The 22666-nt window shown below is 38.3% G+C and carries 17 protein-coding genes and 1 tRNA gene; 8 read left to right on the top strand and 10 right to left on the bottom strand.

Annotation, left to right across the window (positions count from 1 at the left end):
* The first annotated feature begins 14 nt into the window (after positions 1-14).
* From QNI15_RS19935 to QNI15_RS19925, 3 genes are all read left to right on the top strand, one after another.
* Positions 15-1073, top strand: a complete 1059-nt coding sequence (locus QNI15_RS19935) for an asparaginase (RefSeq protein ID WP_314033165.1) — start codon at positions 15-17, stop codon at positions 1071-1073.
* A gap of 91 nt (positions 1074-1164) precedes the next feature.
* Positions 1165-1251: transfer RNA gene (locus QNI15_RS19930), tRNA-Ser, on the top strand.
* 500 nt (positions 1252-1751) lie between these two features.
* Complete coding sequence (locus QNI15_RS19925) at positions 1752-2387, top strand: MCP four helix bundle domain-containing protein (RefSeq protein ID WP_313990779.1); 636 nt, start codon at positions 1752-1754, stop codon at positions 2385-2387.
* A gap of 156 nt (positions 2388-2543) precedes the next feature.
* Here the strand turns inward: QNI15_RS19925 and QNI15_RS19920 are convergent, their stop codons facing one another.
* The 6 genes from QNI15_RS19920 to QNI15_RS19895 all read right to left on the bottom strand — a co-directional run bounded on the left by QNI15_RS19920 (position 2544) and on the right by QNI15_RS19895 (position 8420).
* Positions 2544-5192 (bottom strand): ABC transporter permease, encoded by a 2649-nt coding sequence (locus tag QNI15_RS19920; protein WP_314033164.1) that lies wholly within the window; start codon positions 5190-5192, stop codon positions 2544-2546.
* A gap of 1 nt (position 5193) precedes the next feature.
* Entirely contained in the window at positions 5194-5526 is a 333-nt protein-coding gene (locus tag QNI15_RS19915; RefSeq protein ID WP_314033163.1) for a PadR family transcriptional regulator, read from the bottom strand.
* Positions 5527-5847: 321 nt separating this feature from the next.
* Positions 5848-6183: a hypothetical protein gene (locus QNI15_RS19910; protein WP_313990787.1), complete on the bottom strand. Its 336-nt coding sequence runs from the start codon at positions 6181-6183 to the stop codon at positions 5848-5850.
* Positions 6184-6337: 154 nt separating this feature from the next.
* A complete protein-coding gene (locus tag QNI15_RS19905; protein ID WP_314033162.1) occupies positions 6338-6931 on the bottom strand; it encodes a DUF4291 domain-containing protein in 594 nt (197 codons plus the stop codon).
* A gap of 72 nt (positions 6932-7003) precedes the next feature.
* Positions 7004-7423, bottom strand: a complete 420-nt coding sequence (locus tag QNI15_RS19900) for a hypothetical protein (RefSeq protein ID WP_313990791.1) — start codon at positions 7421-7423, stop codon at positions 7004-7006.
* A 40-nt stretch (positions 7424-7463) separates the two neighbouring features.
* On the bottom strand, positions 7464-8420 hold the full coding sequence (locus QNI15_RS19895; protein WP_313990793.1) for a hydroxypyruvate isomerase family protein: 957 nt from the start codon (positions 8418-8420) through the stop codon (positions 7464-7466).
* 297 nt (positions 8421-8717) lie between these two features.
* Between QNI15_RS19895 and QNI15_RS19890 the strand changes: the two genes are divergently transcribed.
* The 4 genes from QNI15_RS19890 to QNI15_RS19875 all read left to right on the top strand — a co-directional run bounded on the left by QNI15_RS19890 (position 8718) and on the right by QNI15_RS19875 (position 14133).
* Positions 8718-9671, top strand: a complete 954-nt coding sequence (locus tag QNI15_RS19890; protein WP_313978946.1) for a PhoH family protein — start codon at positions 8718-8720, stop codon at positions 9669-9671.
* Between the two features lie 124 nt (positions 9672-9795).
* Positions 9796-11118 (top strand): M43 family zinc metalloprotease, encoded by a 1323-nt coding sequence (locus QNI15_RS19885; protein WP_313990795.1) that lies wholly within the window; start codon positions 9796-9798, stop codon positions 11116-11118.
* A gap of 262 nt (positions 11119-11380) precedes the next feature.
* Positions 11381-12481 carry a vWA domain-containing protein gene (locus QNI15_RS19880; protein WP_313978951.1) on the top strand — a complete coding sequence of 367 codons (1101 nt, stop codon included), beginning with the start codon at positions 11381-11383 and terminating at the stop codon, positions 12479-12481.
* 95 nt (positions 12482-12576) lie between these two features.
* Positions 12577-14133, top strand: a complete 1557-nt coding sequence (locus tag QNI15_RS19875; RefSeq protein WP_314033161.1) for a sigma 54-interacting transcriptional regulator — start codon at positions 12577-12579, stop codon at positions 14131-14133.
* 60 nt (positions 14134-14193) lie between these two features.
* Here the strand turns inward: QNI15_RS19875 and QNI15_RS19870 are convergent, their stop codons facing one another.
* From QNI15_RS19870 to QNI15_RS19855, 4 genes are all read right to left on the bottom strand, one after another.
* Complete coding sequence (locus QNI15_RS19870) at positions 14194-14814, bottom strand: sterol desaturase family protein (RefSeq protein ID WP_314033160.1); 621 nt, start codon at positions 14812-14814, stop codon at positions 14194-14196.
* Positions 14815-14951: 137 nt separating this feature from the next.
* Positions 14952-16106 carry an N-acetyl-alpha-D-glucosaminyl L-malate synthase BshA gene (gene bshA, locus QNI15_RS19865; RefSeq protein ID WP_313990804.1) on the bottom strand — a complete coding sequence of 385 codons (1155 nt, stop codon included), beginning with the start codon at positions 16104-16106 and terminating at the stop codon, positions 14952-14954.
* A 691-nt stretch (positions 16107-16797) separates the two neighbouring features.
* The gene (locus QNI15_RS19860) at positions 16798-17088 is read right to left on the bottom strand and encodes a SelT/SelW/SelH family protein (RefSeq protein ID WP_313978963.1); all 291 of its coding nucleotides are present in this window, start codon (positions 17086-17088) and stop codon (positions 16798-16800) included.
* A gap of 11 nt (positions 17089-17099) precedes the next feature.
* On the bottom strand, positions 17100-20111 hold the full coding sequence (locus QNI15_RS19855) for a glycoside hydrolase family 3 N-terminal domain-containing protein (protein WP_314033159.1): 3012 nt from the start codon (positions 20109-20111) through the stop codon (positions 17100-17102).
* 586 nt (positions 20112-20697) lie between these two features.
* Here QNI15_RS19855 and mutL point away from each other — a divergent pair.
* Positions 20698-22623: a DNA mismatch repair endonuclease MutL gene (gene mutL / locus QNI15_RS19850; protein WP_314033158.1), complete on the top strand. Its 1926-nt coding sequence runs from the start codon at positions 20698-20700 to the stop codon at positions 22621-22623.
* The last annotated feature ends 43 nt before the right edge of the window (positions 22624-22666 follow it).

Here is a 22666-nt window from a genome sequence, read left to right as displayed (position 1 = left end):
GTAAATAACCTTTCATGTATTCAACAATTTGTGTACATACCCCAGCTAAAACAGGAGCATCCATCCTGATGATCTATACGGGAGGTACGCTGGGAATGGCTTATGATGCCAATGGACAGCTCAAGCCTTTTGACTTTGGGCAAATCCTTCAGAACCTCCCGGAAATTGACCGTTTTGATTTTACCCTTACAGTCATTGCCTTTGATAACCCTATAGATTCATCCAACGTAACACCCAATCACTGGATTGAGTGGGCACAAATCATTGAACAAAACTATACATTATATGATGGCTTTGTAATATTGCATGGTACAGATACAATGGCCTATAGTGCCTCTGCTCTTAGCTTCTTATTGAAGGGATTGAATAAACCTGTCATTTTTACAGGGGCTCAACTACCAATAGGTTCTATTCGTACAGATGCCCGTGAGAATATGATTACTGCTTTGGAAATAGCTTCTGCCCGAAATGAGCGCAATGAACCACAAGTTTCAGAAGTATGTATCTATTTTCATAGCCGTTTACTGAGAGGCAACCGAGCTAAGAAAGTAGAGAGCACTCAATTCGATGCTTTTTATTCAGAGAATTATCCCCCATTGGCAGAGGCAGGTATATCGATTGACTTTCGTCCAGCATTGATGCGTCCATTTGTAACTGAAGCAACCTTGCAAGTACAAAATCACATGGATGATCGGGTAGCTATTCTCAAAATATTTCCTGGTATCAGTCGCTATGTAGTCGAAAGCATATTAAATATCCCAGACCTACAAGCTGTTGTCTTAGAAACCTATGGTTCAGGTAATGCACCTACAGATACATGGTTTACTGAATGTTTATCCAAAGCCATCCAGCGAGGCATTGTTATTCTGAATGTTTCTCAATGTTTGGGAGGTACTGTATTGCAAGGCAGATACTCTACAAGTAAACATCTATTGGATATCGGTGTGATAGGTGGCGGCGATATTACCACTGAGGCTGCTATAACCAAACTAATGTATCTGGCAGGTTCTGGCCTCTCCAAAACTGACTGGCAACCTTTACTCACCACCTCTATTTGTGGTGAGATGAGTTGATAAAAGAAAAAATGATGTTTTATTTCAAATAATCTTTTACAATCTGGAATAAAATCCCTTATTTCGCGTCCGATTTTTACGCTTCCCACACAGAGAGGTGCCCGAGTGGTTGAAGGGGCACGCCTGGAAAGCGTGTATACCGGAAACGGTATCGAGGGTTCGAATCCCTTCCTCTCTGCAAAAAGCCTTAAATAGCAACTATTTAAGGCTTTTTTGTTTATCAGGGGACAATAGAGGGGAATCTTTTGGTTTATGCCGAGATAGCTGAATATTTAGTTACTTAGTGGCTTACACAACTGATTATTTTATAGTTAGGTACTTATCTGGCAAGAATACGCTCCTAAGTGGTTAATATATCCCAATGCAGCTGTAAACAAATATTACACTTACTCAACTAATATTTCATCTCCTTCCTTCTATAATCTCTCCTTAACTTTTGCTAGTAGACATAGTAATTGAAGTAATTGTCGTCTATTTAGGTACACTGGGTCGTACAATTTTAAATCTTATTATTCATAAAAATTTCTGATGCTAAAGTTCAACCCTTACCTTTAGCAATAAGCATCTAAGTTGCGGTAGGCTATGTCAACGACAATTTAGCTTCGATCAAGTCTATGGCAAAATCCTATATGCCACTTTAAAATTCATAATAGAAAATAAAACTTTGCCTTGAATAATATGGAAAAATCAACTAACAACCGTTCGACGCTACGTCTCACCTTATTGATTGCTAGTCTGTTGGGATTGATTCTAACGAGCATTTTTTTAAGCCGTCGTAGTGTAAATCAAATTCAGGAAACATCAGCATCCATTTACAAGGATCGCTTGGTTCCAACAGCTATTATTGCCAGTCTAAATTCAAAAGTTTACCAGAAACGGCTACTACTCGAATCCCATGTGTTAGGTAAAACTGATCCAGGAGGAAGCTTTATGGGATCAACCATTAATCGTCTTAACCGCCAGATAGACTCTTTGCTAGTCGAATATGACAAGACTAAATTAACATCCAAAGAATCGAATCAATTCACATTATTAAAACAACGGCTATCCGTTTATAACCACTTAGAAGAGGAGATAATAGCCAAATTAGTCGACCAACCACAGGAGCAACAAACTTTATTTGCTGGTACGGCCTATACTACATTTGGTCAAGTGGCACAAACTCTGACAGAACTATCCAGCTTGCAGTTAACTGTAGGCGAGCGACTGTTAAATCAGTCAAGAGGCCAGGCTAACTATATGTATGTGCTGACTGCCTTACAGATTGGCCTTGTGTTGATAATTGGATTTAGTCTCTTCTGGCAGCGGTATTAGTTAACCAGGAAGTAAAATCACTTATACTGTCAAGTTACTTGAAGTAGAGGTTATTTTGGTAAAACCTCTACTTCTTTACTTACTATCAACAGAATTTTCCCGCACTCCTCTTATTTCACCTGAAAGATGAGAATTGTCAATTAAGGTATCTCTACATTATTCACTCTTCAGAATCTTCGCTGGATTGCTTCTTGCAGCTTTCATTGTCTGTGAGCCAATCATAATGAATGCGATAAGCAATACAGTTAACAAGCCGACAAACAGTTCAGCGATTTGCACAGGTGTGTGATAGGGAAAATTTGTGAGTACAACATTTTTGAAGAAGAAGTAAGTTACTGGTAAAGCAATAAGCGCCGATATTGACAATAGCAATAGAAAATCACGGCTCAGCAGATATATAAGATTACTGGAGCTTGCACCCATCACTTTGCGAATACTGATCTCTTTTAGCCTTGTCTCAGTTGTAAACACCACCATTCCAAACAATCCCATCGATGCGATGGAAATGGCGAGAAATGAAAGAAAACCAATGATCTTGATCATTGAGGAAAATTCACTGTAAGCATCTTCTATCGCTTCTTCATAGAATTCAGCCTGAAATGGATGAATACGATCAATCTTCTTCCATGTGGACTCAATCTTAGCCATGGTCGCAAGCATATCAGTACTTTTTATTTTGGCATTAATGATTGTTCTGTCGTCGGGTGTCCATGGCATGAAGGCCACAGGCTCAATAAGATTGTTGACCTTGCCATAGTGAAAGTCTTTCATTACTCCAATAATTGTCATCTTGCGTCCATTCCCTTGAGCATTACTGAATGTAATCTCTTCTCCTATTGCTTCTTCAGGGTTGTTGTTAGCAATGTTAAATCTTTTTAAGACTTGTTGATTAACGATCACTTCTGATGCAGCTGCGGTTGTAGTGGGATGTGCCATGAAATTTCCTCCAGCAATAAGCTTATAATCATGCAGAGTCAGATAATTTTCGTCGACATTGTTGGTAAGGACCAATACAGAATCACGCGAATCTTTGTATTTCATATAGCCGCCCCATGCATTCCCAACACTGGTAATTATTAACGACCGGGACAATGCGGTTACCTCTGGTATTTCACTCAATTCCTTAAAAAGCGCATCAGGTTTATTGCCCTGCATATTGATGTTGAGGATATTTTCAGTGTTGAATCCGAGATCAAATGTGAGTATGTTTTTGTACTGCACATAACCAATGGCAGTTGTTGTGATAAAGATCAGTGTGAATGTGTATTGAATAACCACCAAAGCACGCCTGAGTGTTATGTGTTTGTATACTTTTACAGACGACACATTTCTGAGCGCATTGATTGCACTGATTTTCGAAAAGAATATAGCTGGCATAAAGCCAGCTGTAACACCTACTGTGACGGAAAAGATGACAAAGGTTACGATCATAGACGAAGTGAGCTCAAGTTTCACTGTACGCTGCATCTCCGGAGCCAGATGTATCAACTGTGGTCGCAATAAGAGAAAAATGAAAAACGAAAGCATAAGAGATGCCAGAGAAATTAGGATTGCTTCCGTAAGAAACTGTTGGCGTATCTGGCTCTCACCGGCTCCAATAGCTTTGCGGATACCAACTTCTTTAAAGCGACGCATGGCACGGGCGATCGAAAGGTTGGTATAATTGAAACAAGCAGATAATATCACAACAAGTGCAAGTCCTCCCAATATCCAAAGCATAACCGGAGGCATATGAACCCGCACAGAACCACGCATATCCCGAAGGTTCTCTCCAACTACAATCTCATACAAAGGAAGAAGTTCAAGTTGAATGGCAGGGGTTTCCTGGGCAAGGTTCTCTTCTTTAGCGATTGCGTCAAGTTGGGACTGAATGGAAGCTATATTGGCATTTTGCGGTAGCAGCAGGTACACATAGTTCAATCCCATATTTGTCCATTTTTCGAAGTTTTTGTCGCTCTTGTTGAGTTGTTCAGCTGTTGATAGTGATACTAGTGCTTCGAAATTAATATGCGAAAAGAAGGGGACATCCTTCATTATACCAGTTACCTGATACTCTAGGGTATCGAATTGAATCACCTTGCCTAACGCGGATTCGTTGCCAAATAGTTTTTTCGCTGCCGTTTCAGTGAGAACAACTGAGTAAGGATCTTTCAGAGCTCTATCGGGATTACCCTCCAGCATAGGGAAAGTAAATATGCTAAATAGCGAAGGCTCTGCCCACAAACCCTTGATGGGAAGAATATTGTCTCCAACCTTTGCATCCTGCGAAAAATCGCGTACAATAGTTACATCTTCAATACCTGTCACTTTCTGTCGGATAAGCTTTCCGGTTTTTATAGACGTGGATGCAAATTTGCTACTTTGTTCATTATTCGAAGTTAATATATTGGTGATGCGATAGATCCTTTCACCGTTCTTATGGAATCTATCATATGAATGCAGGTCCAGCACAAACGCGATCAGTAATAATCCGACGGACATACTGATCGCAAGGCCAACAATATTGATAGATGAGAACAATTTGTTGCGCATTACATTGCGTCCCGCTGTTTTGATGTAGCTTCTGATCATGATCCAGTTGATAAAAAGGTTGGCAAATTTTGGTCTTTGTATCGTATAACTTCTCAAAAACTTCAAAGCATCAATAATGTAAATTAACTTTGCGCGGAATGGCCCAATGGTCTGGACATTCCTCTCAAAGTATTCGTTAAGATCTCCGATAAGATCCTCTGCGAGTTCGGGTTTACAATACCACTCTATAAACCGCTGTGCCCAAAAAGGTGGATGGTGTTGCTGCTCTTTCATGTTATACTTTTTCCCAAACTAGTGATGGTATGCGGTCCCACAACTGATCACGCATTGACTTGGCATGGACCAATGCTGCTTTTCCTGGTATGGTCAATTGATAGAATCTTTTGCGTTTGCCACCACGAGTCTTTGTTGCCTCGCCTAATTCGCTTTTCACAAGTCCCTTCTCTTCAAGACGGTTAAGTACTGCCTGCACTACACCCAGTTTAATTGAGCGGTCTGTGCGATTGGACAGCTCATCACATATTGCTACACTATATGCCTCTTCCATCAAGGCAACAACAGTAAGCAGTACCAGTTCTTCAAATTCACCCAGGTTTGTCACTTCCATCTTTACTATGAGTCATGTATTAATTACATAAATGTATGTAAAATAAACCGTATTAAACATACAAAGCATGATTAAATTAATTAATAATTAAATCATGTTTCACTCTATGAGATAGAGAATGTAACCGACTGATTTATAGTATGTAAACCAATCACAACATAGTCAGAGGCTCCTAACTGAAAAATAGGAGAAGACGCAACCTAAAAAATGCCTTTGAAGCCTTTATAAAATAAAGTAGACCACTACATAATGTAAAAGCGATCTTCTTAGTGAAGTTTTAACCATTCACATTGTGAACTAATCCACTCAGGAGGGTTAAAGCTAATGTCGATAGCCTAAAATCTTAAAAAGATAGATTAGCCCCGCACAAAGTAAAGAGCAAACCAGTGTAGCTACTAAAGGAAGAAAAAGACCTAAAGGAATATCTTGCCAAGGCAAAGAAGAAAAATAATATCTCCAGCTAACCCAGAGTACTAAACCTATAGGAATCAATGCCACTAGTACACAAAGTGTAACCAGAGATTTACCCAGAAAGTTAGCAGAAACATTCCGTTTGGTTTCATCAGTAAAGCCTAAAAAGGCCAGAATCCATAGTAGAGCAACGACTGATAAAACCAGTTGGGCAAGTAGACCTAGAATTACTAAAAAATTTGACATTGTGCTGCTTAATTAACAATCCTATGATACTAGAAACTGATACTGGAAGCAATAAACTAGCTTGAAAATATCAGACAACGTTATTGGAGACTGCAAAGATGAGTATATTCCCAATTAAATACCCTGAAAGAATAGAGTCAAATGAAATAACCTTTTAGCTAGCACCAATTTGCTTTTTTAACTCATCAGACAGTACATACTGTTTCTCAGATGGAAGAAACCGCTTAGCCTGTTCATACTTACCAGCTTTACATAAGGTATGAATCTTTCTGGCCAGAGGTGTATAATCCTTAATCTCCAGTATCCATTCTTCTACAAACTCTTCTATCAGATATCGGCTTATACCAACTTGAATACTATTATACTCTAATTTTTGACCTCTTAAATTTCGTTCCGGGTCCCATTGAATATGCACTTTTGCCTGTTCAAATAATTCATACCAGATCTGTCCGTCTGGATAGACTCTCTTTTCCGGCGATGTTAGCACTCCTTCTTGCAAAGCTTTCTCCCACCCAGCGCGTCTTATGCGAATAGCTAATATGTGCTCCTGCCCAGACTTTTGAGCCCAGTTACTCCTTTCCATCAACCAGAGAAAGGAAGGTTTGATCCAAGTCATACGGGTGAAAGAAAATGGTGCTTCAAAAGTTTGATTCTTGATAGCAGCAGAAGCAATCTGTTCAGAATAAGCCTGATAAATAACGATACTTTGGAAATCAAAATCTGCTCTTATTTCATATGCAGCTGGCATTGGGTATATATTTAATAAAGTTTCAGTGCCTTACCTATGGTTAAGAAAATAACCTCTGTACTTAAATAACCTCTAACATCCACCCTCTCCATGAATCCAGATCAAAATCTCCTGTTTGTCGGACTGCCTTATAACTTTCAAGGTCCCTCTGCTCAACCATACTTCATCACCTGTTTGCTTTACTGTTTTTGTATCCTCAACGACAGTATATCCTTCTCCTTTATAAATAGATGCCTTGGTGTGTTTGTCATTTGTCTGTTTAAGGAGTATTTGCTCCCCATTGATTCTGACAAATGCTAAACCCTGGAGATTGGTAATGAAAACATACTTACTCTTTCGGTAATCCAAAGATCCATACGTATAATAATGCCCACATCCATCTATTTCTACTGGTATCTTATCAAATAAGCTTAGGTTTATAGGAGTTTGTTGCACTCTTTGTATGTTGATACATATTCCAATGGCAAGAACTGCCATAAGCAGACGCATCATTTCGTTGTTATTTTCAACTAGTAATTAAACGTCTTACATGTTATTTCTTACCTTTTGTTTTTCCACTTGTAGCAGCAGCAGGCTTAGGTAAGAAGCTATCTGTTTCAACATATGCATTAAACAAAGCAATTTCACCTTCTTTTCCAGGTTTTGCATTGCCGTGTTCCATACCTAATATTCCCTGCCAGCCTTTTTCGTGAATATGTTTAAAAATATTCTTGTAGTTCATCTCGCCAGATGTAGGCTCTTTCCGCCCTGGATTGTCACCAATCTGCAGATAACCTATCTCTGACCATGTACGATCTAAGTTTGCGATGATATCACCTTCGTTACGCTGCATATGATACATATCAAACAATATCTTGCAGGCAGGGCTATTCACAGCACGACAAATCATGTAGGTCTGATCGGAGTTTCGTAGAAATAGCTCAGGCGTATCACTTAATGGCTCTAATACCATAGTTAATCCATGTGGTGCCAGTATTTCAGATCCTTGACGTAATGCATCAATCACATTACCTGTCTGAACACCTATAGGTATATGCCTCTCAAAAAACCCAGGTACAACAGTCATCCATTTGGCGTTGCATCGTTTGGCTACTTCTACTGCTGTTCGGCAAGTTTTTAGAAATGTATCTTTAAATTCCTGTTTACCTGTCGTTAGAGAAATTTTCCAGTTATCACCTCCATCGATTACAAACACACCCATAGTCATCCCATATTTCGCCAATGTCTCGCCAATCTTTGTTTGTACTTCTGGCGTACGTCCCATCATACCATTATCTTCTATAGCCGTGAACCCCAGTTCTGACATTACCTTAAGCTGATCAAATAAATCTTTGCCAGCCAGGTTTTCAAACATACCAAAATGAGGAGCATATTTGAGATTGAACTTATTTTTAGCTGGAAGAGGATTATCATCAACTTGTGTAGGAAGAGTTATTCCTGTTACTCCCGCAACAGCCAGACTTTTTTTAACAAAATCACGACGAATCATAAGTGAAAGAAAAATAAGTGGTGTGTAATTTTTGTGAGTAAAAATAGTATATTTTTGATAAATGCCATAAGTAGGGCAACAGATTTGAGTAGTAGAGTGACATAATTATGCTTGCTATGTATGCAACTTTGTACCAATCTGCCAATTAACAGCCTGAACAAAACGCTATTTGTGTATGTTCATATAAATGTCTGTTGAAATTAAATAACGGTTTCTGTATTTTTACAGACCAACCCCAATTAATACCATTTTATAAACTAATATTCATTTTTCATTCACTCAAAGTACTAGAAGCGTTTGGTAGAAAAAGTAATCACGTTAGAAGATGTTTCCCTGATTGATTTTTTGGGGGTAGAAAATTCAAACATCAAAGAAGTAGCTGCGGCATTTCCCAATAGCCGTATTATTTCAAGAGGTAATGAAATTCGCATCAAGGGTACAACACCCGAAATTATTAAGATCAGTGATATTCTGAATGCTTTACTTGAGCACTATCATAAATTTGGTAATATTACTCAGGAAAACATCCAGAACTATATCCGTCAGGAAGAAGATGTAGTTGTTCCGAGTCTGGCTCTTGATAACGATATTCTGGTGTATGGCACCAAAGGTCTGATCATTAAGGCTAAGACTGCCAATCAAAAAAAATTGGTAGCGACTGTAATGGAACATGATCTGGTTTTTGCATTGGGACCGGCAGGTACTGGTAAAACATATATATCAGTAGCTATGGCTGTCAGGGCGTTGAAAAATAAAGAAGTACGAAAAATTATCATTACCCGTCCAGCAGTAGAAGCAGGTGAAAACCTAGGTTTTTTGCCTGGAGATCTGAAAGAGAAAATAGATCCTTATCTGCGACCTATTTACGATGCACTCGATGATATGATACCGCCAGAGAAGTTGAAACAATATCTGGAGAACCGTGTGATTGAGATTGCACCGCTAGCCTATATGCGTGGACGTACACTGCATGATGCCTTTATCTTACTTGATGAGGCTCAGAATACAACACCCATGCAGATCAAAATGTTTTTGACACGTATGGGCCCTAATTCGAAAGTGATTATCACAGGAGATCAATCACAGGTGGACTTACCTAATCGTCAGAAATCCGGATTAAGTGAGGCACTACATATATTACGCAATGTATCTGGGATTGGGTTTGTAGAACTCGATACGCGGGATGTGGTTCGTCATAGATTGGTAAAAGCAATTATTGATGCATATGATAAGGCAGAGAAATCTGCTTAATACACTATTAGAATTCTGAAGTAGTTTCCATATTATTTAGCACTACCAGAATGATTAACATGGTAAATCATTCTGGTAGTATATTTATGTCCTGAATTTGCTACATACTCTTATCCTATTTTTTATGAGACCATGGGGTTGGTTTTCCATTGCATTCTGTATAGTATTTTATTTATCAGAAAAATCAATTGCTCAAACTACAATACAGAGATGTGCTACCACCTCATATGATTCTTTATTAAAAGCAAAAAATCCTGTTTATCGTAAAAGCAGAGAGCGATTCGAAGAATTACTTCAACAATACCAGAAATCAGGAAAAGCTGCACGTATTGCAGAAAATACACTTACTATACCTGTGGTTGTCCATGTGATACATAACAATCAGAATGGCACTGTTGGTGGGACAAATAACTCGAATATTTCTGATGATCAGATCCATGAGCAAATCAGAGTATTGAATGAAGATTATCGGAGAAAGGAAAATACAAATGGATTCAATACAAACCCTGTAGGAGCAGATGTCAATATCCAGTTTGTACTTGCCAGTTCTGACCCGAATGGATTGGCAACTGATGGTATCATTCGCACTTATTCTTCAAAATCAGGTTTTGATCCTGAAAGTAGTGAGGACAGACATGCATTAGCTACAATATCTGGTTGGCCTACAGATCGCTATCTCAACATTTGGGTTACTACACTTTCTGGCAATACAATAGGATATGCTCAATTTCCGGATGGTACGGGACTAGCAGGTCTGGATGCTATAAACGGATATGAAGATAGTGATGGTGTATTTATTCATTATGGAGCATTTGGTGTGGGGCCCTATATCTCCAGCTCTATATATGATCTTGGTAGAACAACCACTCATGAAATTGGCCATTGGCTAGGATTATTGCATACATGGGGAGATACCTATTGTGGTACAGATTATATTGATGATACTCCTGTTGCTGCCAGTGCCAATAACAGTTCATCATTAAACTGTGTCCCTGTCTATTCTAATTGTACTGGTACTCAAACCCGGAATATGATAGAAAACTACATGGATTACTCACCGGATCTATGTATGAATATATTTACGTTAGGACAGAAAGACCGTATCTGGCTGACACTGGACCTTAGTCCTCGTAGAAAGAAACTTGTTGAGTATGTACAAACAGAGAACCAACTGCCTGAATCTGACAAACTCACCATACGCAACAGTTATCCCAACCCTCTTAGTAGCGATAACCGGAATTTACGTTTAGAAGTATTGCTTAAAGGAACACAAGATATTACAGTGGATATTATCAATCGTTTGGGAGGAATTGTAAAAACATCTCAATATCCACAAATAGCTAGCAGCAATATTGGTATTGATCTTACTACGATGGCGCAGGGAATTTATCTGGTGCGTGTACGTACTGCCAATGAAGAGAAGGCAACAAAAGTTATTGTGTATTAACTACCTTTCTAATTTGTTATTGATACTATCTGCTATATGAATAAACTTTTCTGCACAAATCTGAGTTATTCCTTTACTCACTCACTATAGATTAAATATTTTTTACATCCAAACTAAAAGCTAACAGGCCGTTTCTCTGCAAGGCCTCACAATAGCTTATTTTCATAAGACAGGTTATCAAAAAACATAAAAAAACAGTATCTTTCTAAAAGACAGTCCATTGTCTAACATTTCTACCAAACTTTCAACCAATATATAAGCTATGCTTGGCTACCGCTTTTCTAAATATACACCCCCACCAAATGAGGGAAAACCAAGTTTTGAAAATCTTTTGAAAATGTTTATGCAATTACTAACTATTACAGCTGGTGATGTGCAGGAAGCGTTGGACTGGATGAACAGCCTTGACAGGCAATATGGGATTACCGATGACGATTATGGGATGGGAGATTTTATTCAGGATCTGAAAGACAAAGGATACATTACGGATGAAACACCTGACGGTCAATTTGTCATTACAGCTAAAAGTGAACAATCCATCCGGCGAAGTGCATTAGAAGAGATTTTTGGTAAACTCAAAAAGAATAAAACAGGTAATCATCATACTCCTTTTCAGGGAACCGGAGATGAACTTGGTTCGGATATTCGTGATTATGAGTTTGGTGATTCTGTTGAGCAGATATCCATGCTGGAGTCTATCAAAAATGCCCAAATTAATCATGGCTATACAGAAGATTTCTTTCTGACAGAGCGGGATCTTGAAGTTGTAGATACAGAATTTAAATCACAGACGTCCACTGTACTGATGATTGATATCTCCCATTCTATGATTTTATATGGGGAGGATCGTATTACACCTGCCAAGAAAGTAGCGATGGCTTTGGCAGAGCTAATTACAACCAAATATCCCAAAGACACACTGGATATTATTGTATTTGGAAACGATGCCTGGCAAGTCACAATTAAAGATCTTCCTTACCTCCAAGTAGGCCCCTATCATACCAATACGGTAGCAGGTCTGGAACTGGCAATGGATCTGTTGCGCCGTCGAAAAAATAAGAATAAACAAATCTTTATGATAACAGATGGTAAACCCACGTGCTTGAAAGAAGGTATCCGTTATTATAAAAACAGCTTCGGTTTGGATAAAAAGATTCTCAATAAAACATTAACACTTGCGGCACAATGTCGTAGACTGAAAATCCCGATTACCACCTTCATGGTAGCATCAGATCCATATCTACAACAGTTTGTTCGTGAGTTTACTCAGGTAAATCAGGGACGCGCTTATTACAGTAGTCTTAAGGGGTTGGGAAATATGCTCTTTGAAGATTTTCAACGCAATAGAAGAAAGACATTTTAAACAAACACTTTCTGATGTATATGGAAACCCTACTTTGTCTCCATTTTACTTTTTTTTCCGGAAAGAGTTTTAAACCGTAAAACAACGACAGCTAAATGAACTACAATCAACTAACATCCGACCAGAAACTAAAAATTAAAAACATAGCAGAATTAAAAGCTGCTGGATATGAGCCTAAATCAATCAAACAAGAGCTGAGAGATAACCTAATACAGAGACTACGCAAAAAAGAAGAAGTATTTTCAGGAATATGGGGATATGAAGAAACGGTTATCCCTGATATTGAACGGGCAATTCTTTCCATGCATCATATCAACTTATTGGGTTTACGAGGACAGGCCAAAACACGTATAGCTCGACTAATGGTAAATCTGCTGGACGAATACATTCCTGTTGTCAAAGGTTCCGAATTGAATGACGATCCTTTACAGCCTCTCTCCCGATTTGCTAAGGATGTGGTTGCAGAGCATGGAGACCACACACCTGTAGAATGGCTGCATCGAAATGAGCGCTATACAGAAAAGCTGGCTACACCTGACGTATCTGTAGCAGATTTGATTGGTGATGCAGATCCAATTAAAGCAGCAACACTAAAGCTACCCTATTCAGACGAACGTGTAATTCACTTTGGCCTAATACCTCGTTCTCATCGTGGAATCTTTGTAATCAATGAATTACCTGATCTTCAAGCTCGCATTCAGGTATCTTTATTTAATATTCTGCAAGAAGGTGATATTCAGATCAGAGGTTTTAAGATACGATTGCCATTAGATATTCAATTTGTATTTACTGCAAACCCTGAAGATTATACTAATAGGGGAAGTATTGTCACACCATTGAAAGACCGTATTGACAGCCAGATCATTACTCATTATCCTAAGAATAGCGAGATAGGTAAACGAATTACGAAACAAGAAGCAGTTGTTAAAAAGGGCCAGGATTCTTTAGTGAAAATGCACGAGATCATGGCAGATCTGATAGAGCAGGTGGCAATTGAAGCTCGTAGTAGCGAATATGTTGATGCGAAGAGTGGCGTTTCTGCACGTCTTACTATCTCTGCTTATGAAAATTTGTTGAGTGCTGCCGAACGTCGGGCACTAGTAAATGGTGAGAAGCAAACACTTGTTCGGATTGGTGATCTGTGGGGAGTAGTTCCTGCCATCACTGGTAAAGTAGAATTGGTATATGAAGGTGAACAAGAAGGGCCACAAATTGTAGCTCAGAACCTTATAGGCAAAGCTATTCGTACATTATTTCTCAATTATTTTCCTGATCCGGAGAAAACAAAAAAACAGAAAAGCAATGGTTCAAATCCTTACCGTAGCATTACAGACTGGTTTGGAGAAGGAAATACCATTGACCTGATGAATGATATGTCAAATCAGGAATATCGAACGTCTCTACTTGGCGTTAAGGGATTACGTGAACTGGTAAAAGAACGTCATAGTGGTCTTGATGAATCAGAACAACTATTTATGATGGAATTTGCTTTACATGGTTTAGCAGAATATTCTCAGATTAGTAAAAATGGATTAACTGCTGGCTTACAATTTAAGGATCTCTTAAGTAGTATGTTTAGCGGGTCCAACTTTGGGAAGGACGATTTTGATGATGACGACGAAGATTACGGCGGAAAAAAGAGAAAATATTAAAAAAGAGCTCACATTAAATGTGAGCTCTTTTTTATGTTTGTAATCTTTAGTTTCAATTTTTCAAGGCATTGTTCCAAAGATATAGTCCCACAATGGCGAAGATACGCCAAATGCCTTGTGTCCATCTTTGTAATGATGCATACTATGATGAATCCACAACTGACGAAACTTATTCTTAGGAGGAGCATATGCATGAGTGATATAATGTACAAATAAATAACCAGCATAGCCTAATACAAAACCAGGTAAAAAGGCAAATGCATACTTATTCATAATTAAGTATGTAACACCTAATAAAAGTGTCGCAATGGTAATACTAATAATAGGAGGCATTGCCAGACGTTCTTTATCCTTCGGATATTCGTGATGTACTCCATGCATGGTATACTGAAGTTTGGCTCTTGTCGTAGTATGTGTACTCATATGGAATACATACCGATGCATCAGATACTCGACCAAGGTAAAAAGAATAAGGCCACTAAAAAACAAAACCCCAATTACAATATAGGGTAATTGAGCCATTGTAAATGCGTATGTAAGCAATCCTATCGAAAATAGAACAAAAATTGAAATAGGAATAGAAATGTGTGTGCGGGTTAAACGCTCTAGAACTGGGTTTTCAAAAAGTTGTTTTCTACCTGAATTTTTGGGTTTAGGAGTAGTTTGTTGGTTTGTTTCCATATGCTCAGTGGTTAAAGGGATGTTAATAATAAAAATAGATACTAACACCAAAAAAATAATGCCTCATTACTGAGGACAACTAAGTCTTCACTAATGATTTATTATTTCTGGCAAAATATTTAATTATTACGAATAAATTATTTACTGATAGTAAGAAGGTTAGCCGACTTACTTTCTTCCACAATACGTTGGTAATAAGATTCATATTTTGGCAAAATTGTCGAAATATCAAACTCTGCTGCTCTGTCTTTTGCTTGTTTTTTAAAAGTGGGAAGGTTCTCATCTTTTAAAACAAATAATGCATTTTTAACCATATCATCTATATCACCAACCGGGCTCAGAAATCCGGAAACACCATTTACATTTAGTTCAGGCAAGCCCCCTGCATTAGATGAAATTACTGGTATTTCACAGGCCATTGCTTCCAGTGCTGCCAATCCAAAACTTTCTTTTTCAGATGGCATAATAAACAGATCAGAAACTGAAAGAACTTCTTCTACTGCATCAAGTTTACCCAGAAAGCGTACCGCATCCGCAATATCCAGTTGGCGACACATTCTTTCGATTCCAGCACGTTCAGGGCCATCACCTACCAGTAATAGTTTACTGGGTATTTGTTTATGTACTTCGGCAAACACTTTTACAACATCTTCAATACGCTTTACTTTCCGAAAATTAGAAGTATGAATCAGGATTTTTTCATTATTGGGAGCAATTGCCATTTTGAAATGCTCTTTCTTCTGTTTCTTAAAACGTTCCAAGTCAATAAAGTTTGGAATTACTTCGATCTCACGCGTGATTTCAAACTGTTGGTAGGTTGATTTCTTAAGGTCATCCGACACTGCAGTTACTCCATCTGACTGATTGATACTAAATGTAACAACAGGTTCAAATGACGCATCTTTTCCAACCAGTGTAATATCTGTTCCGTGCAATGTGGTAACTACCGGTATATGAATGCCATATGTCTTCAGGATTTGCTTAGCCATATAAGCAGCAGAAGCATGTGGAATAGCATAGTGAACATGTAAAAGATCCAGTTGCTCATAACGCACTACATTCACCATTTTACTGGCTAATGCTAATTCATAAGGTGCATACTGAAATAATGGATAGGTAGGAATCGATACTTCATGATAGAAAACATTCTCATTAAAGAAGTCCAGCCTGGCAGGCTGAGTATAAGTAATAAAGTGGACTTGATGCCCTTCTTTGGCTAACGCTTTGCCTAGTTCTGTAGCAACGACGCCACTTCCTCCGAAGGTAGGATAACAGACGATTCCGATTTTCATTTGAAAAAAATAGAAAATATACTTAAAAGAACAACGATTAAAGAAAAAAAAAGTTCGATTAGGTATATTATGTTTTAGTAACCTTGTGAATTTGAGTCCATTGTATACTGATTATGATACTAAAAACCTCTAAAGCAATAGAAGATATATATTAGTAGTGAAGATATAGGAACAAAGAATAATAACAAGCTTTTATTTGTTGGCTGGAGTTGTATGAACAATTACAGAATAAAATCTCTAGGTATACTAATCATAGATCTGTAGAAAACAAATGCAACTACCATCAATGATAATTGCTGATTTGCGTATTATTCAAAGCAAGAGATTTTTTCGTGAAGGGCAGGCATGCTGTCTGATCAATGAAGAGCTTGCATATTATTCACAGCAGATTTTATTTTAATCTGAATTCCGGTCATTTTCACTCTTGCACATTATTCATGGCAAAACATTTTTTGAGCGGAACTCACTGCAAGAAAATACATGCATAAAGGCACTTTCCTCCATAGGCGGTGTATACACAACATACTGCCTTATTGAGTCTGTAAGCGTGTCGTTTACGATGAACTAACTGTAATAGAAAGAAAGTAAAACAAGGCACAGGAATAGCACCTATATAAAATGAGGAACAAGTCAAATAAAAAAACCATACATAAACTGTGCATGGTATTTTTTACTGTGAATAAGATCAAAATTATGATTTGACACTTTTAGAATCTGAGTGACCAAGAGATTTATCAGGAAAGGCTTTATCCCGAATGAGTTGTTTAAGTTCTTTAGGCTCCGGAAAATGACCCGCTTGTTTTCTGTCAAAAATCACTTCATCGTTCAGAAAAACAAGGTATCTACCTGCTATTTCTCCTGGACGTAATGTGACCTGTCCAAGGTCTTCCGAAAAAGTTGTCAGTAATTCCTGTGCCATCCAGGCTGCCCGTAACAGCCAACCACATTTGGGACAATATTCTATTGTTACTGAGGGTTTCATAAAAAACAATTCTATTGCTTGATACTCGCTGTCTGAATCTGGTAATTGGAAATAGACTTATATATCCAATCCTGGATTCTTTTCCGAATACCATATCTTGCCAGTTTATTATTTTCAGGATTAGGATATACACGATTAGAAAGAAATATGTATACCAGATTTTCATCAGGGTCAACCCATACAATTGTACCTGTAAAGCCTGTATGTCCAAAAGAATTTTTGGAAGCAAATTCTGATACACTGCCTCCACCATCATTTCTGGGTCTATCCCATCCTAATCCTCTTCGATTGCCTTTATTATAAGATCTCGTGAAAGTAGGTAATGTATTATCCTGAAAATAACGTCTTCCTCCGTAATAGCCTTTTTGCAGATTCATCTGCATAAGTATAGCCAGATCATTTGCAGTACCAAATAATCCCGCATGTCCAGCCACTCCACCCATCATGGCAGCCCCCTGGTCATGAACAGTTCCCCGAATCAGAGTGCGGCGAAAGTATACATCTCTTTCTGTGGGCGCAATACAGTCCTGTCCATATGTACAAAGAGGATTAAACAACAACTCATCTGCTCCCAGTGGATCATAGAAATTTTGCTTTAAAAACTGATCAATGGGCTGATTTAGTAGTCGTTCTGCTATCTTATGTAGAATATAAAAGCTCACATCACTATACTCAAAATTATATTTTTCCTGAAAAGCTGGCTTATGCAGCAAACGTGAGCCAATAGTCCATTTCCAGATAGAATCTCTCATAAATGCTGTTCCATACATTCCAGGTGTGACCTCTACATTAAACTTATCTGATTTCTCAGGACTATAGTATTCCGGTAACCATCCCTGACGGGTAATTGTACGATCCCAGTGAGACTGAAAAGCAACTAAACCTGCCTGATGCATTAGTACATCTCTAACCAGGATATTTTCTTTATTTGTCCCAACCAACTCTGGCAAATAAGCAGATACCTTCTCATTGACATCTAATATGCGCCTTTCATGTAAGAACATAATAGCCTGTAGCGTTGCGGATACTTTCGTCACGGAAGCAAGGTCATAGATAGTATGTTTACTTACAGGTTCCAAGGTATCATACGTCATATATCCATAGGCCTTATCAAAAATCACCTTTCCATCTTTGGCTACCAATACCTGACATCCTGGCATTGTATGATCTTCAATGGCACGTAAACATATTTTGTCTATTATCTCCAATGTTTCACCTTTCATGCCAACCCGTTCAGGGACTGAATATCCCAATCTGGCAATGGACGTTGTGATAACACCTGTTCCAACTTTTAATACCTCACTTGCAGTTACAGGCAGACGACCTGTGGCACCTAATGCCCCAAATAAAACCTGAGGAACCAAACGTCTGGTAATCTCATTGTCTTCGTAGGCACAAAGCAGTGTATTTATTTTGTCAAAATATTTAAGACTATATGGAGTTCCAAAAACGGCTAATACTACATTCGTTTTTGTTCGAAGCCGTTCTATTAGACTACGGGAAGAGGCACGTATCCCATATCCTTGCCCAGGCAGATTATTCAAATCATGCAAACTAATAATTACAACTTTGTATTGACTCAACCTTTTTATCATCTTTTGCAATGCAACTTCAGATGTGTCTTTATCTGCAATAGCATAGTTTGCAACAGTAGCATAATTGCCAACTATTTCCTGGAATGTATTTCCTTTTGGCAAACCAATGGATACACACGCAAATGTTGTTGTATCCAAATGAACTAGTGGAACAAGTGTATTGGTATTTTTTACAACTGTAATTGCCTGCTCGTATAACTCTTCGTTAATTGCCTGGATCTCTGGTTTATTTAAATCGCTATTCAGTGATTCGGTTTCTATTGGTTTGCGAACATGCAATCCAGTCCAGTATTTGGTAGCAAGTATCTTCTTTACACGAGTATCTACGTCATTCTGCAATGAATTTTTTCCTTTTAATGCTTTCTTCACTCTGGCAACTGCTTCCGGTACGTTTTCAGGAAATAATAAGACGTCATTTCCAGCCTGAATTGCCATTGCTTCAATATCGCCAGGCTTGTAAAGCTTAGTTACAGCTTTCATATTTAAGGCATCAGTAAATACTAATCCTGGAAATCCAATCTGTTCTTTTAATAAGTCTGACACTACTGCTTTTGACAGAGTAGAGGGTATGATCTTTCCTTTTTCAAAAGAAGGAACAGCCAGATGTCCCACCATTAAACCACGTAGTGTATCCTGAATAAGACGTCTGAAGGGAAACAACTCCTGCTGCTCCAACTGATCCAATGTCTTATTCAAAACAGGCAGTGACTGATGAGAATCTGCATCAGTATCTCCATGTCCGGGAAAATGTTTGGCAACTGCCAAAACACTATTACTCTGAAAACCTCGCAGGTAGGCAACTCCTTTAGCAGCTACATTCAGTTTATCCTCTCCAAAAGAACGATAACCAATAACAGGATTTCGGGGGTTACTATTGATATCAACAACAGGAGCAAAATTAATCTGTACACCTAATCTTTTACACTGACGAGCAACTTCTGCACTCATACGAAGAATAGTTTCATTACTACGTATCGCCCCTAGTGTCATAGCATATGGAAATCTTACCGTACTATCCAGACGCATAGAAAGTCCCCATTCTGCGTCCATTCCTATCAGCAGAGGCACTTTTGCTAAAGATTGATAGTGATTAGTAAGTTGGGCCTGTGCCAGAGGGGTACCCTGAAAAAAGATAATACCACCTATATGATAGGTATTAATCAGTGTTTCAATGCCCTTGATATCAGCTTTTGCGCTATCTGAATAAGCTGCCACCATGAACAATTGTCCTAAGCGTTCATCAGGTGTGAGAGCATTAAATACACTATCTACCCATTGGCGTTCTTTCTCGCTATAGGGAATCTGTGGCTTTATTGTTTCTTTCCGAACTGTTGTTGCAGAGAACAGGATCAGCGAAGAAAACAATATGGCGACTAAGATCTTTTTCAGGAAAACAGGCTTCAATGCCTTCACTTTAAGGAAATTCAAATCCAATGATGCGGTTCTTGGTAATGTAATCAGCACGACAGTTCTGAAATTGTAAACGGTGAATGGATAAGAAAGTTTCGGCTGAGAGCAGTATTCTTATGGTTTATAAAAAAGTTGTTTAAACTCATCTCCACTTTATAATCTCCTTATTGCTTTATATCCGTAACCCAGATCAGCAATAAAAGGGCAAAGTCTCACAAAGTTTTTATAAAACCTTTGAATTATTAACGCAAAAGTAGCGTTTTTCAGTGAGATCTCTATCTACTTTGTATAGGTATGTATGTAAAAAGTCAATAAAACAAGTAAAACTTCATTAATTTGGTTCTCATTTTCAGAAAAATTCATTCTTAGCAGATAGTCAGATACATACATATGACTATCAACTGAACTTTTAACTTCTCTTTTTACTCCCGAAAAATATGCGCATTTTTGCATTATAGTTATGAAATAGCAGATGACAATAAAATGTAATAGCTATTCTGAAAGATAAATATATTGAAGATCTGGAGAGTAAGTGCCATTAGATCAGATAGTTTGTCAATCGAAAAAATGTGATTCTGCCACGTCTTTTTTATGTACTATCTTTATGAATGATATCATTAAACTGCTACCCGACTCTATTGCTAATCAGATAGCTGCCGGAGAAGTAGTACAACGCCCGGCATCAGTAGTCAAAGAATTATTGGAGAATGCGATTGATGCACAGGCAAAACATATCCAGCTAATTGTAAAAGATGCAGGGAGAACTTCGATTCAGGTTATCGATGATGGGATTGGCATGACAGAGACAGATGCACGTATGTGCTTTGAACGTCATGCAACCTCCAAGATTCGCCAGGCGAATGATTTGTTTGCAATCCGTACTATGGGGTTTCGTGGAGAAGCCATGGCATCAATAGCTGCCGTGGCTCAGGTTGAATTACGCACCCGACAAGCTCAGGCAGAGATTGGAACAATGATACGTATTGAAGCTTCTGATCTTAAAGCTCAGGAACCTGTCAGTACACCTGTAGGTACTCATATTCAGGTAAAAAACCTATTTTTTAACGTTCCTGCCCGTCGCAACTTTCTGCGATCAAATGCTGTTGAAATGCGACATATTCTGGATGAATTTCAGCATGTAGCTCTGGCTCATCCTGAGATCTCATTCACCATGTATCAGAATGATCTTGAAACATACAATCTGCCTGCAGGAAAGCTAAGTCAACGAATTGTTAATTTATTTGGAAAATCGTATCGTGATCAGCTTATCTCCTGTCAGGAAGGTACTGATTATGTAACTATTACAGGATACATAGGTAAACCTGAGTTTTCCAAAAAAACACGTGGAGAACAGTTTTTCTTTGTAAATAAACGATTTATTAAGCATAACTACCTTCATCATGCAATTATGACTGCATATGAAGGTTTATTGGCAGATGAAAGTTATCCTTTTTATACCTTGTTTATTGAAATAGACCCTGCTCATATTGATATCAATGTACACCCTACCAAGACTGAAATAAAGTTTGATGATGAAAGGGCTATTTATGCAGTAGTGCAGTCCACTATACGTAAAGCACTGGGAATGCATCATTTATCTCCTACTTTGGACTTTGACCAAAGTACCAGCTTTATGTTTTCTACACCTGTCACAGAAAACAAGAACGCAAGTAGCCATCCATCATCAACCAATCTCTTTTCTAATCCACCCAAAGCAAGCAGTAGTACCAATAGTACTACTAGTAGTTCTGAAAAGGATAATGTAAATTTCATTACTATTGAAAGTGATCTGCGCAGACAGAACAATCAGAAAAACTGGTCAGTACTGTACAAAGACTTTCAGGAAGCATTTCCGAAAGAACAGGTAAAACAGGAGGAGCCTGAACAGATTGTTCTTACACTTGAAAGTAAAGTCAACCGATTGCCAGGAGATACAATATCTTCGTCATCTGAGCGTCTTGAAAATGAAGGGTTGGCATATCAGATGCACAACAGCTATATTGTATCACAAGTATCCAATGGTATGATGTTGATAGACCAAAGAGCAGCTCACGAACGTATTCTGTATGAGAAATTCTTGAATACGCTTAGTAAGCGTAATGCAACAAGTCAACAACTTTTGTTTCCTAAAGTTGTTGAGCTTAGCTCTCCGGATTTTGAGCTTATTATGGAAATTACAGATGAGATCAAACACCTGGGCTTTGAGATTGGAATCCTTGGGCGAAACACTATTGCCATACAGGGTATTCCAGCTGAGATTCCAGATGGTCAGGAAAAAGAAGTACTGGAGGGTCTTATTGAACAATTCAAATGGCATCAATCCGAATTGAATCTGGGGCGTAGGGAAAATATTGCACGCTCACTTGCCAAGCGTTCTGCAATAAAACATGGCCATAAGCTTACAATTATAGAAATGCAGACCCTAATAACTCAATTGTTTGCCTCATCTAATCCTAATTACGCACCGGATGGCACGCCAACACTGGTGATCTTAACACTGGACAAAATAGGAAGCTTCTTCACTAAATAAGAAAAACAAGCAGGTATTTATATATATACCTGCTTGTTTTTCT

The organism is Xanthocytophaga flava, from assembly GCF_030068545.1.
GTDB lineage: Bacteria > Bacteroidota > Bacteroidia > Cytophagales > 172606-1 > Xanthocytophaga > Xanthocytophaga flava.
Note: the sequence above shows the minus strand (reverse complement) of the source record. Positions and strands in the feature narration are given on the sequence as shown.